Genomic DNA, 17,161 nt, shown 5'->3' with positions numbered 1-17,161 from the left:
GATATGTTTACATGCGTGTAGTTTGCGTGTTGGTTGGGTGTGTGTCTAGACTTGGGGGTATGCCGACCAAAGGAGGTGACTAGGGTGCATTATGTTGATATGCGGTATGTTAGGGAAAATGGTTCTACGATCATGTTCCGCTGCTATGTCAAAACAGGTAATGCTACAGTCAAGGCATACGACACAGTTCATCGTGTTTCATTGACAGGAAAGGAGGCAGTACAATACGCAGCGAAATTCCTTGATAAAGATCAATGGCCCCAGTTCGCTCAATACTTGTTTGATCGTCACATGACGAATGAACTTCAAGATTCTTTCCAATTCTGACTAACTAAGGAGACCTATCATGTTCGAAGAAACGACTACGTTTGATGTTGTTCCCGCCGAAACTACTGCTAATGCTTTCGACGCGGTTAAGGTTTACTCAACCTTCGACGCCACCGATCACGCGGGAAAGCTTGCTGTTTTCGCAGCAATTTCCGATACTGAGCAATTGGCCGATCACCTTGACGAAATTTTCAACCTCGAAAACTTTGTTATTCAAGAGGTGGACTATGCTGACGAAGATGGTGTTATGCAGCACGGTATGCGCGCGGTGTTGCTGGGTACGTCTGATTCTGGCGACAAGGTGGCCTATGCGGCACTGTCTGATGGTATTACGCGATCGTTGAAGAATATTATTTCTATCATCGGACATCCGTCAACGTGGCCGACGCCTGTTCCAGTCATGGCGAGCGAGAAACGCTCGCGTAATGGGTTCCGGTTTATGACGCTGCGACTGGCACTATGAAGGTCTTAGTGGCCTGTGAATACAGCGGAGTTGTTCGGGACGCGATGAGAGCGAGGGGTCATGACGCCATGAGCTGTGACATCCTCCCCACAGACGCACCCGGGCCGCACTACCAAGGTGACGTTCGTGACTTAATGACAGAAGAATGGGATCTGGTGATTGCGCACCCCCCGTGCACGTATCTGGCTAACTCCGGCGTTTCGTGGTTGAAGAAAGACCCAGACCGTTGGACGAAGATGAAAGAAGGTGCCGAGTTCTTCCGGCTGATGGGTCAGTTCAACTCCCCACGGATAGCTATCGAGAACCCGATTCAACACCGATACGCGGTAGAGGAGCATGGGTTGGGTCGGCAGACGCAGGTTGTCCAACCTTGGATGTTCGGACACCCTGAGATGAAAGCGACCGGGTTGTGGTTGTACGGGCTCCCGAAGCTTGAACCGACTGACGACGTCCGGGGGCTGATGGAACTTCTCCCAAAGAACCAACAACAGCGTCTCCACTACCTCCCGCCAAGCGAGGACCGTTGGAAACTCAGGAGCACGACGTTTTCCGGACTCGCTGCCGCTATGGCGGATCAATGGGGGTCACTATGAGCGCACTACGCGCATAACTGACAAGCGGGGGATAGGGCACACTACCCTATCCCCCCCTGCTTATTATTTTTGCTATGGATAACATTAGTCTGAACGAATTGCGCGCTTTGGCGCGTAGGCGTGAGATAGCCGCTCAGAGGAAAGTTGCGCGTATCAAGCGGAATACTGGGGCGATTGTTGCGGGAACGGAGTTTGATCCGAGGCGCGCTAAGGGGTCTATTGATCGGTACAATTCGCGGCAACTTAAAGCCTATGTAGCGAAGCTTGATTCGTTCGTGTCACGAAAAACGCAGTTTGAGGGCGGCTATCGTGGCGCGCCCATTAGTCGCACACAGTGGCGTGAGTATAAACGCTATGAACGTGACTATGCCCGGCAAGTAGATAACTTCTATGCCAAGTATGCCGATAGAGTGCTACCGAACAATCAAACCGTAGCAAGCTACATGAAACAGACACATATTCCGCAAGCTATGTTTAAAACCGATCCGGCTGTTAATTCGTTGTACAAAGCGCATACGCGTGAGGCTAGCGCGATGACCGGTAATGACATGGTTGCCAAGTTTGCGCAGCAGATGAAAAAGAAAGCTCAAAGCGGAATTGAGTGTGCGCGTAAGTCTGGTAAGCGCGCGGCAACAAAAATGGTGAGAGAGGTTGATAAACAGCTGTATAGCAAGATTAAGAAAATGAGTAATGAACAATTTGACCTGCTGTGGAATTATTCACCATTCGGCGCGGAACTGGCATTGAGCTATCATTCTCAGCAGAAAGATTTGGTTGACGAAGATTCTAAGCTTGGTTGGTTGGAAAGTGTGATGAGGGATACGTTAACGACTGCTAATGTGTATGCAGATTGGGCACTGAAACAATAGGACGAAATTGTTCATATGGACACACTGATAACACACTTTGTCGCTGACTTTGAAACAACCGTGAACCCTGATGATTGTCGAGTGTGGTTATGGGCGCTCACACCAATTCAACCGGGGACAACGATTTATGGTCTGACGATTGATGAGTTTGTGGGCACGATTGAGCGTATGCACAGTCATATTTATTTCCATAATCTTGCTTTCGATGGAATGTTTTTGCTTGACTACCTGCTGAGAAAAGGCTATCGGCACACGGAGGATAAAGGTGTTAGGGGCGAGTTTGAATCGCTTATCAGTAAGCAAGGAAAGTTTTACTCAATCAAGGTTTATTGGCGCAAGGGTGGAACAACGGAGTTTCGAGATTCTTACAAGAAAATTCCGCTATCTGTCGGGACAATGGCCAAGGCGTTCAACCTTGAATTGTCTAAGGGTACAATTGATTATGAAGCGGATAGGCCAATAGGGTATGAGCCGACGCCACATGAGATTGAGTATGTGTGTCATGATGTGGAAATTGTGGCGCAAGCTATGGCCGAAGTGTTGAATGCGGGGGCAACAAAATTAACGGTAGGCGCTGACTCTTTAGCAGAGTATCGAAGAATCATGACGTCTAAACGCTTCAAACGACTTTTTCCTGTGCTACCTGATGATGTGGATAAAGGCGTGAGAACTGCCTACCGTGGCGGCTTCACTTATGTTAATCCCAAGTTTCAGGGTAAGGAATTGGGTGGGGGGATTGTGTTTGACGTCAATTCTTTGTATCCCTCGGTTATGTACAACACGCTATTACCCTATGGCACGCCACAATGGTGCGACGGTTTGCCAGAATTGTGTGATGGTTATTCTTTGTTCATTGCGTCCATTACATTCACTGCTAAACTCAAACCGGGGCATATTCCTTGTATTCAGATCAAGGGTTCACGATTTTTCATGGCTACCGAGTATCTGACAGAGATTAGTGAGCCCGTTACTCTGTCTTGCACGAATGTTGATTTGGCATTGTGGAATGAACACTACGATTTGGTGATTTACGCATACAATGGCGGCTATAGGTTTCATGGTGCTTACGGTATGTTTACGCAATACATTGACAAATGGTCTGAGATTAAGGAAACTTCTACCGGGGGTAAGCGAGTCATAGCGAAACTACATCTCAATAGTTTGTATGGGAAATTTGCCACTAATCCTGACGTGACTGGAAAAATTCCCGTCCTAGAAGATAATCGCGTGAAATTGATTCTTGGTGATCTGCAAACGAGGGAACCCGTTTACACTGCTGTAGGTGTATTCATTACGTCCTATGCACGCAACATTACGGTACGCGCTGCGCAACAGAACTTTGATCGTTTCATCTATGCCGACACAGATTCACTACATCTGCTAGGCACTGAACTGCCCGACATTGATATTCACCCAACAAGAATGGGCGCATGGAAACAAGAAAGCGTGTTCACTCGCGCAGTTTTTGTTCGTTCTAAATGCTATGGTGAAACGATCAATGGTACCGACATTGTTCATATTGCGGGTTTGCCCGCTCATGTTGCCAAATCAGCTACCCTGTCTGACATGATGACTGGGGCAACCTACAAGGGCAAACTAGTGCCTAAACGTGTACCAGGTGGCGTTGTTCTCACTGATGTCGGTTTCCGGTTGACACCTGCGACAGTTGTTGTGTAGTCTGGTTTCCAGTGGACAACACAGTCCATCGGCTAACTAAGGAGATATCATGGCTCGTCCCAAGAACGTTGTTGCTACCAAGTCCATCAATCTGACCATTCCTGCTGATCTGTATGAAGCACTTGACGAGTACCGTTGGAGCGTCCGTAAGGAATTCCGCGACATTGTGCGCGATGCGCTGACTGAGTACGCGGCAAAGCATGGCGCTGAAGTCAAGGCCACCGCGCCGACCAAGTAAACAACCGCACAACGGCCCACACAGTATTTGTGTGGGCCGTTTTGTGGTCTATACTAGCGGTGATGAGAGTCCCTGTCGAGTGCTAGGCGCGGCTCAGAGTACCCGGAGAGGGCTGGCATAGGATGAGACCTACTGAGACTAGCTACACCCTGCCACGGTGGCCTGGCGTGTCGATATGGCCGGCTCTCATCGTTTTGGGAATGCCCGACTGGCGTATGGCGCTTTGTCGGGCATTCCGCTTATACTGTGGACAAGGCCCATTCACTAGTGAAAGAAGGTTTATCCGTGGAAGAATTGTTGGCACAATTGCGTGCCATGTTTGGGGAAGATTCGGACATGACGCCATACGATAATTTGGTTACTGCTATCGAGTCTCAGAGTGTAGGGTTTGAGTCGGAACTCGAATCCAGGAATAATACTATTCAGGCACTGACTGACGAGGTGACCAAGTTAAAGATCATGAACTATGATTTGCTGACTTCAGTTCCTAAGGAGGAAACTGGGGAAAGTGAGTCCGAGGAAATCGCTACTGACGACAACGAAGAAATTAGTTTTGATGACTTGTTTGATAAGGAGAGTAACTAATGCCCACTATGGCAATTGAACCGCTTAAGAATCTTCCTAATGAGGCAATTCTTAACGCTATTCGCAATGACGCGACAAGCGAATACCGTAACCGTATTCCTAAGGCCACGCAAGCAAATTTGCGCGACACCCTAAATTCACTCACACAGTACCGCCCTATGTGGAATCAATTTGTTGATGCGCTCGTTAACCGTATTGGCTCGGTTGTTGCACGCAATATTTCATGGACTAACCCGCTTCAAGAATTCAAGCGAGGAATGTTGAATTACGGCGATACTATCGAAGAAATTCAGGTCGGACTCCTTAAGGCGCACGTCTATGACCCCGACCGCGATTACATGGAAAAAGCTATTTTCGGGACCGAAGCACCCGAAGTGCAAGCGAATTTCCACCGCGTTAATCGTGAGAATTTCTACAAGATTACGATTAATGAACCGCAATTGCAGCGAGCTTTCCTCGAAAATGGGGGACTTTCTTCGTTCGTCTCTCAGTTGATGGCCGCACCTTCAACGTCAGATCAGTGGGACGAATTCCTCATGACTTGCAAGCTGTTTAGTGAGTATGAATCTAATGGTGGTTTTTATCGCGTCCAAATTCCCGATATCGCGTCCATTGAATCATCGCCCGATGATGCCCGCAAGGCTTTGCGCAGTATTCTTGCTGTGAATGGGAATATGCGCTATGTGTCGCGTCAGTACAATGCCGCGCGTATGCCGACTTTCGCTAATGCTGATGAAATGGTGTTGTTTACTACGCCAGAGTTTCAGGCTGCTATTAATGTTGAAGCGCTGGCAGCTGCGTTCAATATTGAGAAAGCTGATATTCCTAACCGAGTGATTACTATTCCTAAGGCGATGTTTGAGATTAATGGTTGCGAGGCAATTCTCACAACTAAGGATTTTTTCGTACTCGCTGATACTCGACTTGAGAATGCGAGTCAGTATAACCCGGTGAGTTTGGGAATGAACTACTTCCTTCACCACTGGGGAATTATTTCCGCATCCCGCTTTGCGCCAGCTGTTATGTTCTCAACTTTGCACAGGGATGAGATTGTGATTAAGAATGAGCCGATCACCGGAATTACTGACATCAGTTTTGAGGGCGATGCTACGAACGTCATGCGCGGCGGACTTGTCGCATTCACTGCGTCCGGTAAGACTGCCAAGTCTGATAACCCGCCGAATGGTGCTGTGATTTGGTCCGTGTCCGGGGGCACGTCTAACCGCACATACATTACTTCTACAGGTGTTTTGCACTGTGGTTATGATGAGACTGCCACTACTCTAACTGTTAAGGCTCAGACCGCATATATTCCTGATGATAACCCGCGTGATGACGGTTTCAGCACGACGAAGCCTGTCCCGGTTGTTGGCGACAAGCTTGGTAACTGGCCTGTACAGGGTAGTAAGGACATTGCGATTACTGTAAAGGGCATTAGCGTACCGGTTGTGTCTGGTACCTATACCTATACGCTGGCAGGCGTCGGCACGGCCACCGCTGCTGATGTGGAAGTGTCCACTGCGCCGGGCACTACTGTGGCGGGCGTCAAGGCGTCGAATGGGGGTAAGACAATCACGGTCAAGATTGACCCCGGTACTGGGGCACCTGTAGATTATGTGGTGACCCTGAGTTAGTCGGAGGTCGCCGGCGTATCCCTCACGCTGGCAGCACAGTGGCCTAGGGTATCGTGTCCTATACCCTAGGCCACTGTGCATATCCGCTTAAAGGAGAATTGTTTTAATGGACGCTAATCACGAATTTTCTTTCGATATGTGGACACCGGGGACTACGGTTAGTTTACATAGAGTTGCATGGAATGCTGACTATCGGGACATTGTGAAGTTCAAAGATCACAAGGAACTAGATAAATATCTGTTTAGGGAAAGTGAAGCCACTCAAACAATCGTGTTTGATCGTATGTCCTATGCGCGCGTAGGCGAGCCTATCCGTATCCCGCTGCCATTCAACAACGCCTATACGTACAATTACATTAGGGTTCACAATGCTGTGCAACCTATTGGCGAGCGTCCGGGGTATGGTGATGGTAATGGTCGCACTTTCTACTATTTCATTCAGGATATGCGGCGCGCGGCACCGAATACAACAGAAATTTTTGTGCAACTTGATGTGTGGCAATCATTCTTCCCCTATGTAACGTTTAATTCGGCGTACATTGAACGTGGACATGTGGGAATTGCCGACGAATCGTCGCACAGCAAGGCCGCTATTAACCAACTGTGCGAACCGGAAGGTTTGGACTTGGGAAACGATTACACTGTGTCAGGGGTATGGTCGAAGCACATAGCGAATCTAAAGAGTCAACCGGGCGACAATTACTATGATTCATATGGTGTTATTGTGTATAGCACGGTCAAGTTGGAGGAAGATTGGGGAACACTCGACAACCCCAAACTCAAGTCCGCTACAGGCAACACAATGGAAGGTCTGCCTAATGGCATGGCCGCATACTACTTCGACTCGGTAAGTAGTTACATCACGTTTACTCAGAAATTGCAAGACTTTCCTTGGATTAGTCAGGGTATTTCTGCTGTGTACATGGTCCCCTCGGAGCTTGTCAAAACTGAAAATTGTGCCACGGTAGATAAGTTCGATGGTTGCTACATTCCGTCGCAAACGGCTATTGAAAAGTTTGTCACCTTTACGCTTGTTGACAATGTGTTAGACGGTATGCCGCAGTCGTTTCAAAATGGCTGTTTCCGCTATCTGACAAAGTTTCTCACGTATCCCTATACGTATATTGAGGTGACAACAAATACCGGTACGCCGATTGTGCTCAAACCGGAGAGAATGAATAAGCTATCAACATTCAATGTCAACAGAACACTTCCGGTTAAAATGACAATGGCGTGCCATGTAGCGCAACCATCGCCGCGCATTGTTTTTCACCCTACAGACTATAACGTCAACACCTACATAAAGCACAACTATCATGATTCTGGTGAGGCATTGGCAATGACGACTGGCGTCAACAATCTGCCCATGTTCTCAGTAACAAATAATTCTTATCTGGCGTTCATGGCGTCTAATGCACACTCAATTGCCTATCAACATGACTCGGCAAACTGGGCACAACAAAAAGCGCTCACCGCTAATCAACTCGGCTACGATCAATCATCGGCGGGACTCGACTTACAACAATCGCTGACGAATATGGCGGTCGCCAGCTCACAAGCGCAGCTAGGCGTCAGGTCGCAGGCGGCGTATCAGGGTATGGGCGTCGGCATGATTGGCGATCTGGCGTCGGCAGTGGGAACCAACCCTGGGGCCGGCATCGGTAGCGCTTTGACGCGTGGCGTCAGTACCGGTATCAGTGTGAATGCGGATACGCAGTCCACGGCGATAGCCAACGATTTGGCACAATCGCAGACAAGCGCTCGCGTGAGTACCGGGCAGTATATGCGCGACTCAAACAAAACATACGCCGATTATGCTGCTAAGGGTGACTATGCCAACACAATCGGCGCGATTAATGCTCGAGTTCAAGATTCTAAACTCACGCAACCAACTGTGAGCGGGCAAGTAGGTGGCGAGGCGTTTTTGCTGGCGACTACCGGAATGCATATTCAGGCAAGACTGAAAACACTTTCCCCCGGTACAATGGCGATGATTGGGGGTTATTGGTTGCGCTATGGGTATGCCGTCAACCGGTACACTAATCAGCTGCCGCGTGATTTGCAATGTATGTCCACCTTTACGTATTGGAAGTTGCGTGAGCTCTATCTGTCGGCCTCATGGTGTCCAGAGAACTACAAGCAAACAATTCGGGGCATTTTTGAAAAAGGTGTGACTGTGTGGCATGATCCTAGCGCCATCGGAATTACTATATTGGAAAACAATGAACCTATTTATGGTTACTATCTTTCTCAGCGGGGGTACTAATGGCTAAGCGACGAAATAGGCCGGACTATGTTCATGACGACATTTACTCAAGGTTCATGGCGTCGCCCGACAGGTCGCGGAAAACGATCATGTCGCGTATGTATGTGCGCGTACTCACAGAACTGTCGTGTAATCGGTTTAAGTGGGATAACCTGCCAACAGAAATTGATGCACGATTCTTGGAATTGACATTGTTCAGACAGGCGCTTGTCGTATTTTTCCGTGATGAGAATTTGGGTCGCTTCTTTGCTTTGCGCGGCGCTGGCGCTGGGGAAGTCAATTTCTACGACAACCCGACACGATTCATGGTTACCGGAGGGCCAACCTATCTCAACCGTACGATGAGTGCTCGCCATTGTGTGCCCATCTGGGCAAACTATTTACGCACGCCAGACACCGATATCGTGATGATTTACGCCACGAAACTAGCTGAGATTGACCGCACAATCGAGTTGACAACAATGCAACAACGTCACCCCTACATTGTTATTGCGAGTGAAGCGCAGCGCCTATCGTTGCTTAACGCGATGAAAAACATTAACGACGGGGAGTTTATCATCTGGGGTACTGATACTTTCGACATTGATAACATCAAGTCGCTTGATACCGGGATTGATAAAGACGCGGTATTACGCCTACTTGAAGCAAAACAGAAAATTTGGCTTGAATGCATGACATTGCTCGGTATCAACAACTCAAATCAGGACAAGAAAGAAAGATTAGTGGCCGCCGAAGTCGGCTCGAATGACTCACAAATTCTGTCAGTCCGCAATGCCGCGTTGAAATGTCGTTTAGATGCGGCAGATCGAATCAATGAAAAATACGGTTTGCATGTCAAAGTTTCGTGGGACTTGGGCGATGATGAATCGGTTATGGACTTGTCTTTCAATTCTGATCTAAAGGAGGATAGCGGCAGTGGCAACCTTTACGATTGAGTTGGGCGCGCTCATTGATGTTATGGGCGTTGATATCGGACTCAAAGAATACCCTATCTTTGATGAGTCCTATCGTCTCCCACTGAATAAGAAAATTCTTGACCATTACACTCATCGTGAGATTGGGTACGAAACTGGCGATATGTTCGTCTTTGCGTTGAATAGGCGCATGAGTGAAATTATGCCCTATTACAACGAGTTGTATCGGTCGGAAAGACTGAAATTCGATCCGTTGTCCACGGTTGACCTGTCCACGCTCGGCACCTCAGCACAACGTGCCGATACAACGCAGCGCCAGACTGGCAGCACCGATAACGCCACCGAGACACACTCACGCGCCATCGCTTCGACAACGCCTCAGACGGCTCTCAAACCGGGTGAGGATTACGCGGACTCTGGTAGCGTCTCAGAATCGCGCACCGAGGCTCAGGCACACTCTGACGACTCGACGTCGGGCAGTCAGGATATGGCAGGCTCTCAGTCGTCTCACGTGACGGGCAGGCAGGCCACTGGCGCTAGCCTCATCGCTGAGTGGCGGTCTATCCTTGTCAATGTGGACATGATGGTTATTGCAGAATTGCAAGACTTGTTTATGTCTTTGTGGAACAATGGCGACATTCTTCCAGACTTTCAAGGCGACGATTACACTCAGTATCTTTCAGGTTATCGGTACTTTTTCTAAGGAGAAAACTTTATGTCCAACAATTCGCCATTTCCGCTGTTTGTCCCTATCCCGAGTTATCCTGTCGGTAGTGTCGCACCATACACATATCGAGAGGGAATGACACTACTTGAAAAATTGCAGGCATTGAATGGTGCGGTCGCGTCAATTTCTAATCTCTATACAGACCTAACCGGTAATATGGGAACACTTATCACCGACACTAACCGGGCAATTGAGACTGCGCTACAGTCAATGTCTACGCTGAAAAACAGTTATGATACTGCCCTTGCCGACATGCAAGCAAAACTCGACAAACAACTATCCGATGTTGGTACGAAAGTCGCCCAACTCAACGAAGCAATTCAGCAGGCGAATTCTGCCAACACCGAGGCTAAGGGAATTGTTGCCGAGTTTGCCCAGTTGGCGAATTCGTACACTGCCACATTGGCCGAGTATGAAAATAGGATGACAACGGAACTAGCATCAGTCCGTAGTGAAATGAATTCCAAGGTTTCCAAGAATGCGCTCACATTCAATGTGCGCGACTTTGGCGCTAAAGGCGACGGAACTAATGATGATACAAGCGCGTTCAAAGCGGCAATTAGCGCGGCAGGCGAATCGGGCGACGTGTTCATTCCGCAAGGAAAATATGTTATTACGCAAACTCTCACAGTTCCTCGGTACACTCGCCTACGCGGGACTAGTTTCAGTGATGGTGATGACAACGAATTTTCCGGCATTCTGGCGCGCGTCACAAGTGGTCCCGCCATCGAACTGAAATACAATGCGGGAATTCAGGACTTGGCTATCCGGGGAAACAATGCTGGGGTAGGCGTAACGTGCGTTGGTGGCGTCCGCATTGTCAACGTCAATGTACAGCGGTTTGATACTGCGGTTTACTGTAACGAAGTCTGGTATGGAGACATTACTCGACTGCGAACCTACAGGAACAAAATTTCGTTGGACGTGAAATACTGTTATAACCTAACCGTGACAACGCCGCAATTCGCTTGCCTCGATTACAACGGCAACCCTGGAATTGGCATCAGGGAAACTAATCAGTGTGACGTGAAAGTGATCGGCGGCGCCATTGAAGCATACGATACTGGACTACAAGCGGACAACAACACGTCAACAGTCTTTTTCGGCGTTTACTTTGAAACAGCTATGCCGACAGGAAAAACATATGAACAGTGGCCGGGAGGAACTGTTGCTAAAGTTGGTATGCTGAAAAACTTTAGTGTCGGTTTCTATGGGTGTTTTGTGTACATGACCAACACAATTAATTTCGTGAACGCTAATGGTGACGCCACCGAAGGAAGAATTACATCAATCGGAAACACGTTTAAAGGTGGCAACCCTGCCGGTAATGGTGCGCCAAGAAACATCGGTTTTTCATGGTCTCAGGGCGGCGTGACTAAGGCACGTTTTACACTCCTCAACGATCTATGGTATGTGCAATACTGGGACAACGCAGACTACATGCCCTATACGCACCTCCCGCAGGGCAACAGTTTTGTGATGGTCCCCGACAATGGCACAACCGGACTCAGTAAAGACATGATTTTTACCGGCGGCAATCTTGTGTCTACAGGAACGTTTATGCGTATCCCGCAAAACGGTAGTCACCCTGCCATGACAGGCACTGACATGCCGCGCCTACAAGGCGCAACCTACTACAACGGGGTAAAAAAGAAGCCTTATTGGTGGAATGGCACGCGGTGGTGCGACGTCAACGGTAACCCTGAATAGAAAGAGAACGATCATGGCGGGCGATATTGTCAACATTCAAATGTTGGGCGACCAAACTTTGGTATGTCGGATGAACAATGGCACAACCGAGACACTATATCGCGCGCCTAACGGTTGGTGGTTGTCCGGTACTGTAGGCGTGGGCTACGAAGCGCCTACAGTACCGGGTGACGGGGAATATTCCGGCGTGACAATCACTGCCGAAATGATTCGAGTTGGTAACCGCGCCTATGGTGCGATTGAGTCGCAGATGTTGCAGACCCCCGAGCAAGTGGCGAAGGGCTTTAATGATGCTATTGCGGCCACGTATCCGGGCATTCTTTCCAACAAAAAACGAGCCGCGTGCTTTGTTGGTGAATGTTTACAGGAAACTGGTGGCTTTAGATTGGTGAAAGAGCAGGGCGCGGACAATGCCAGGTACGCGCCTTACGTTGGACGAGGTTGGGTTCAGCTCACATGGAAAGAGGCCTATCTACGGTTCGGTAAATGGATGAAATCTTTCGGTCTGATTAGCGATGAAAACATGTTCGTCAATACCCCGACCGAGCTCGAAAACTTGAAGTGGGCCCCCTACACTGCGATTTGGGAATTCCATCAGCAAGGCCCATGGTCGGGAAAAAACTTGTTTGAGTGGTGCGACACGGCCAGTTCCCCTTGGTCAACAATTAGCAGGGCAATTAACCGTGGGCACCCTACCGCGTCCAAACCGGCTCACGCCGAAGATTTACGAGCCAAGGTCATTGATGCTGTGTTGCTTGTCACCCCCGAGCCGGTCACCGCCACTCCAGACAGTTTCAATGACCGGGCAGGACCCATTACTGTGACACTCGGCAATGCCACGTTTAAGACATGCGGTTGTGCTGGTCAGTGGATTACTGAAGTGAGCGCGGCAGCAGTCAAGAAAGGGCTTATTTCCAGTAGCATTCATGTCACTAAAGGAGGATATTTGCCGTATGACAACAACTCGAAAGACACTCACACTAAAGGCGGAACGCTCGATTTGCGTATGCGGTCGTACAATCAAGCGCTAGACTTGTTTATGCGCGAAGCGGGTTGTGCGGGTTGGTATCGTGACCAAACAGATAGTTCGAAATTCTCACCACACTATCATCTCGGTTTGATCGGTTGCAGTCACCGGCCTGAGAGTATGATTCGACAGGAAAAAGCGTACCGGGCAGGCCTGTCAGGTCTGGCGTCCGGTACGGTTGACCGTGGGCCGAGACCATCGGCTATCCGTGACTGGAAAGCTGGGCTAGTATGGGTACGTCGCCAAGTCGCCTAGGGGGAAGCATGTACTACTCATTGACACCTATTCTGTCGCGTAATGCCGTCTACAACTTTGTTGTAGGCGGACGTGGCATCGGCAAAACTTATGGCGCTAAAGTGTGGGCAATCAGGGACTACCTGAAAAACGGCAAAGAATTTATCTATCTTCGACGGTTTGCCACTGAACTCACCACTAAACAAACTTTCTTCGATGACTGCGCTCATGAATTTCCTGACTACGGGTTTAGGGTGTTGGGCGACTTGGCACAACTCACGCGTAACCCTGATGTCACTAAACCGAAGTGGGAGACATTCGGATACTTTGCTGCATTGTCGCAAGCTCAATCGAAAAAGTCTGTTGCCTATCCGCGCGTAACAAAGATCATTTTCGATGAGTTTATCATCGAAAAAGGATTCACTCAGTACCTGCCCGCCGAACACAAGCGGCTCAATGACTTCTACAACACAGTTGACCGGTCGAAAGACAAAACACGTGTAATCTTTCTCGCTAACAGTGTGTCCATCATGAACCCGTATTTTTCTGAGTACGACATTAAACCGCCTGCTAAAGGTGAGTTCGTGACTCGAAAGAACGGGTTCATCGTTGCGCAATTCCCTAAATCGGCAGAGTTCATGGAATACGTCAAACAAACCAGATTCGGACAATTCATCTCCGGTACCGAATACGAGTCATATTCGGTCGGCAATACGTTTGCTGACAATCATGATGGACTTATTGCCACTAAACCGAGCGAAGCCACGTATCTAGCGACAATGGAACTTAGCGGGGGTAGTTTCTCGATTTGGACACATACAGCGTCCGCATACTATGTCCAAGAAAAACGACCAAAGAACGAAAGGATATTCGTGCTTAACCCTGTGAGAATGAACAGGGGAAAAACTCTCATGGTCTATAGCGATGGTTTAGCGCAAATTCTGCGCACTGCCTATCGTCATGGGAGAATGTATTTCGACTGTCCGCGCACGCGTAACGCGTTCACGGAAATTTTCAAGCGATGATTGACGTTTACTATGCGCTTGTCGGCGCAGGTGCCGTGATGGTGCCGTTTGCTACAATCATTGTTGCTATTATTAACAACATGAGAGTTAAGTATGAATATCAGATGGTCAAGTTGTCTGACATTGTGCTACAAAACAGAGAACTTAAAGACCAGATAGATTCAATGAGAAACACATTCAACGAGAATTTTCGTGACGTTAAACGAGAATTGAACAGTGAGAAAATAGAGAGAATTACTGCCAGTCAGTCCATTGCTTCCGCATGGTCTAAACTACGTGAACTCGAAAGGCGCGTTAATGAAGAATAAGGTTTTTGAGCCGACTACAAGACAGTGGGTGTATGGTATTGCTGTATCTGTGTTCGGCCTGCTTTCGGTGTACGGATTCATTGAGGCCAACCAATTGGCCGCATGGCTAGCGCTCGCCAGCGCAGTATGCGGACTCGCTTTCCTCAATACGCCTAGCAAGCTGGAAAAAGAATTGTCGGAAACAACGGACGCCAGACGTGCAAAGGATGGGGAAGAATGAGCACGACTAATGTTTACGGTAGTGTACGCGCTTGGCCTAGTGACGAATATTGGAATTTCGGCGGCTATGTACAATTCACTAATTCGCGCGGCATTAGCCTCAAGATTCCTGTCAACCGTGACTATGATTTGCTCCCCACTGTGATCGAATCGGGGGTTTATGAGCTCACTATCGCACTCGGTAGGGAAACACCAGCATTCATTGTCACAATCACAGGGAAAGACTGGGACATCGCCAACCATCTGCCGCCCATTGTCACCCCCACCAATATCGTTGCCCAGGGCGACAAGGGCGACAAGGGCGACAGGGGCGACCCCGGCCCTAAAGGCGACAAGGGCGACCCCGGCCCTAAAGGTGACCCTGGTAAGCCCGGTGAGCGCGGCGTGCCCGGTAGGCCGGGCATCAAGGGCGACAGGGGCGACCCCGGCCCTAAGGGCGACCGAGGTGACCCCGGAATGCACGGTGAGAAGGGCATCAAGGGCGACAAGGGCGACCCCGGCCCTAAGGGCGACCGAGGTGACCCCGGTATCCCCGGCCCATTGTCGCCCGCAACAGAAATAACCGTGGAACTGTTGAACGGATTCGAAAACGTTGGTAGTTATGTTTTGAAGTATGCAGAGATTGCTACGAATGTGTACATGATTAGTGGATTGATTAAAGGTGACATTACAAAGCAGGCGGCACGACTGCCATTCACACTGAGTAAACCTTGTTTCCTGTCCGCATTCACGTACAACGGAATTACGATCACCCCCGCTATTGGGGGTAATGGTGTGATTGATTTTCCCGCTAGCTACCGTGAGCCTGTCAACGCTACAGGCGTGACCTATGTCGGAATTAACGGAGTTTTCCACAAATAAAGGAGATTGATTATCATGGCAGTTGATCCATTCAGGTACCTAGGCGCAGTCAACCCGCCCATTCGAGACATTACAATACGACTCTATGACATGACACAACGCAGCACAATTATGCGTTGTATGTGGGTTGGCAGTGGATTTAGACTCAACTCAAAGGAGCACAGAACAAGGCGAGCCGTTGACTTTATGTTTTCCAGTAAAGTCAATGCGTGGCCTACCGTAGAACAAGCTCGCGCTGGGGATGCTTTCTGCGATTATCTCATCGCCAATGTCGACAAACTGAAATTCGTATGGATTATTTGGAAAAACCGGTCATGGTCGCGTGAACGCCGGACATGGAAGAATCTCAACAAAACAGGCGACATCTCAACGCGCCACTACGATCATGTTCACGTACTGTTTTCCACCGAGTCACGCTGGCCGACCAACATCGTTGATACTGCAAGCGTCAGCGTCGAAAATTTGCGCAGCGCGCGATACAGTGATCCGTCCAAGACGGGCAGGCCGGTTGGTCCCTACGGCCAACAGGTGTTGACGTTGGAACGCGCACTGGGCAAACTCGGCTATCTCGATTCGCGTTACATAGACGGCCACTACGGTAGTCAGACAGTCGGTAACGGTGTCAGGGGCACGACAGGTTTCCAGCGCCGATACAGTGGTGCCAGCAAACCCGATGGCTGGTTAGGCCCCAGGGAACTGGCCAAACTTTTTGAGCTTGCTGGCATGAGTGTCACAGTCAGACCGTAAAACTCATCCATAGTTTTCGCCCGATACGTGTTGTGTCGGGCGAAAACTATGCTACGATGAACACATAGCCCGACAACGGGCCGACGAAAGGACAAGAACATGAACGCCACCTACAGCACCCGCAACGAAGCCCTGCATATGGAGGTCATCGCAGTCATCAACAGCGGTATGGCCGACGCCGACGACTACGACGTGGACGCCATCGCGGACGAGGTGTTGGGGGACTTCCACGACGGGTACGCAGTCCAGGTCGAAGGTGCCGACTTCTGGGCCATCGTGGCCAAGCACGCCAAGAACTGAGTCCTCCGCCAGACCGTAAAACTCATCCATAGTTTTCGCCCGATACGTGTTGTGTCGGGCGAAAACTATGCTACGATGAGTGTAGGCCACCTGAAAGGACACACGCCATGACCCCTAACATCAACACGACTCGAATCGCCGTTGACCTCATTGTCGCAGTCAACTACACCTCCTATGACTTTCAGCAATACCGAGTCGTTCGCTCAATTTTATGTCAGTCAACCAACGAAATTGTGTTCCTGATATACGCGTATGGTGGCACAATCTCAGGGTATCTCTGTCAGACATACGACACAGTAACTGGAGACATTACACTAATCGCCTATACACAGGACAAGTCCGAAGCACTACTAGCCTACGCAGACTATATCCTCGAAAATATTCGCCAACACTCATGACCCAACGAAAATAACCGATAGCCCTAGCCCAAGGCTAGG

Annotated in this window: 18 protein-coding genes; all 18 read left to right on the top strand. The window is 49.3% G+C overall.

The window, feature by feature from the left end; genetic code table 11:
* Positions 1–346: 346 nt before the first annotated feature.
* The 18 genes from ACTQ40_RS09090 to ACTQ40_RS09005 all read left to right on the top strand — a co-directional run bounded on the left by ACTQ40_RS09090 (position 347) and on the right by ACTQ40_RS09005 (position 16,724).
* Complete coding sequence (locus ACTQ40_RS09090) at positions 347–790, top strand: hypothetical protein (protein WP_441085743.1); 444 nt, start codon at positions 347–349, stop codon at positions 788–790.
* On the top strand, positions 787–1,383 hold the full coding sequence (locus ACTQ40_RS09085) for a hypothetical protein (RefSeq protein ID WP_441085742.1): 597 nt from the start codon (positions 787–789) through the stop codon (positions 1,381–1,383). Before ACTQ40_RS09090 ends, ACTQ40_RS09085 begins: the two co-directional genes overlap by 4 nt.
* A 74-nt stretch (positions 1,384–1,457) precedes the next feature.
* Positions 1,458–2,252, top strand: coding sequence for a hypothetical protein (locus tag ACTQ40_RS09080; protein ID WP_441563939.1), 795 nt, complete (start codon positions 1,458–1,460; stop codon positions 2,250–2,252).
* 15 nt (positions 2,253–2,267) lie between these two features.
* The gene (locus ACTQ40_RS09075) at positions 2,268–3,929 is read left to right on the top strand and encodes a DNA polymerase (RefSeq protein WP_441141009.1); all 1,662 of its coding nucleotides are present in this window, start codon (positions 2,268–2,270) and stop codon (positions 3,927–3,929) included.
* A 49-nt stretch (positions 3,930–3,978) separates the two neighbouring features.
* Positions 3,979–4,167 carry a hypothetical protein gene (locus tag ACTQ40_RS09070; protein ID WP_441069514.1) on the top strand — a complete coding sequence of 63 codons (189 nt, stop codon included), beginning with the start codon at positions 3,979–3,981 and terminating at the stop codon, positions 4,165–4,167.
* A gap of 285 nt (positions 4,168–4,452) precedes the next feature.
* The gene (locus ACTQ40_RS09065) at positions 4,453–4,752 is read left to right on the top strand and encodes a hypothetical protein (protein WP_441085739.1); all 300 of its coding nucleotides are present in this window, start codon (positions 4,453–4,455) and stop codon (positions 4,750–4,752) included.
* The gene (locus ACTQ40_RS09060; RefSeq protein WP_441141006.1) at positions 4,752–6,386 is read left to right on the top strand and encodes a hypothetical protein; all 1,635 of its coding nucleotides are present in this window, start codon (positions 4,752–4,754) and stop codon (positions 6,384–6,386) included. Before ACTQ40_RS09065 ends, ACTQ40_RS09060 begins: the two co-directional genes overlap by 1 nt.
* Positions 6,387–6,492: 106 nt before the next feature.
* On the top strand, positions 6,493–8,652 hold the full coding sequence (locus ACTQ40_RS09055; RefSeq protein WP_441085646.1) for a hypothetical protein: 2,160 nt from the start codon (positions 6,493–6,495) through the stop codon (positions 8,650–8,652).
* 56 nt (positions 8,653–8,708) lie between these two features.
* On the top strand, positions 8,709–9,587 hold the full coding sequence (locus tag ACTQ40_RS09050; protein WP_441085647.1) for a hypothetical protein: 879 nt from the start codon (positions 8,709–8,711) through the stop codon (positions 9,585–9,587).
* Positions 9,568–10,269 carry a hypothetical protein gene (locus ACTQ40_RS09045; RefSeq protein WP_441085648.1) on the top strand — a complete coding sequence of 234 codons (702 nt, stop codon included), beginning with the start codon at positions 9,568–9,570 and terminating at the stop codon, positions 10,267–10,269. Before ACTQ40_RS09050 ends, ACTQ40_RS09045 begins: the two co-directional genes overlap by 20 nt.
* Before the next feature lie 12 nt (positions 10,270–10,281).
* On the top strand, positions 10,282–12,003 hold the full coding sequence (locus ACTQ40_RS09040; protein ID WP_441563936.1) for a glycosyl hydrolase family 28-related protein: 1,722 nt from the start codon (positions 10,282–10,284) through the stop codon (positions 12,001–12,003).
* 13 nt (positions 12,004–12,016) lie between these two features.
* Positions 12,017–13,285: a hypothetical protein gene (locus tag ACTQ40_RS09035; protein ID WP_441085650.1), complete on the top strand. Its 1,269-nt coding sequence runs from the start codon at positions 12,017–12,019 to the stop codon at positions 13,283–13,285.
* 8 nt (positions 13,286–13,293) lie between these two features.
* Positions 13,294–14,289 (top strand): phage DNA encapsidation protein, encoded by a 996-nt coding sequence (locus ACTQ40_RS09030; RefSeq protein ID WP_441085651.1) that lies wholly within the window; start codon positions 13,294–13,296, stop codon positions 14,287–14,289.
* Complete coding sequence (locus ACTQ40_RS09025) at positions 14,286–14,597, top strand: hypothetical protein (RefSeq protein WP_441085652.1); 312 nt, start codon at positions 14,286–14,288, stop codon at positions 14,595–14,597. The genes ACTQ40_RS09030 and ACTQ40_RS09025 overlap by 4 nt, the downstream gene beginning before the upstream one ends.
* On the top strand, positions 14,587–14,817 hold the full coding sequence (locus ACTQ40_RS09020; protein ID WP_154695874.1) for a hypothetical protein: 231 nt from the start codon (positions 14,587–14,589) through the stop codon (positions 14,815–14,817). The genes ACTQ40_RS09025 and ACTQ40_RS09020 overlap by 11 nt, the downstream gene beginning before the upstream one ends.
* Complete coding sequence (locus ACTQ40_RS09015) at positions 14,814–15,677, top strand: hypothetical protein (RefSeq protein ID WP_441085653.1); 864 nt, start codon at positions 14,814–14,816, stop codon at positions 15,675–15,677. Before ACTQ40_RS09020 ends, ACTQ40_RS09015 begins: the two co-directional genes overlap by 4 nt.
* A gap of 15 nt (positions 15,678–15,692) precedes the next feature.
* Positions 15,693–16,424 carry a peptidoglycan-binding domain-containing protein gene (locus ACTQ40_RS09010; RefSeq protein WP_441042412.1) on the top strand — a complete coding sequence of 244 codons (732 nt, stop codon included), beginning with the start codon at positions 15,693–15,695 and terminating at the stop codon, positions 16,422–16,424.
* Between the two features lie 99 nt (positions 16,425–16,523).
* Positions 16,524–16,724, top strand: a complete 201-nt coding sequence (locus ACTQ40_RS09005; protein ID WP_441085655.1) for a hypothetical protein — start codon at positions 16,524–16,526, stop codon at positions 16,722–16,724.
* The last annotated feature ends 437 nt before the right edge of the window (positions 16,725–17,161 follow it).

This window comes from Collinsella sp. Sow4_D11, from assembly GCF_052116465.1.
GTDB lineage: Bacteria > Actinomycetota > Coriobacteriia > Coriobacteriales > Coriobacteriaceae > Collinsella.
This window is presented reverse-complemented; position numbering and strand designations above follow the sequence as displayed.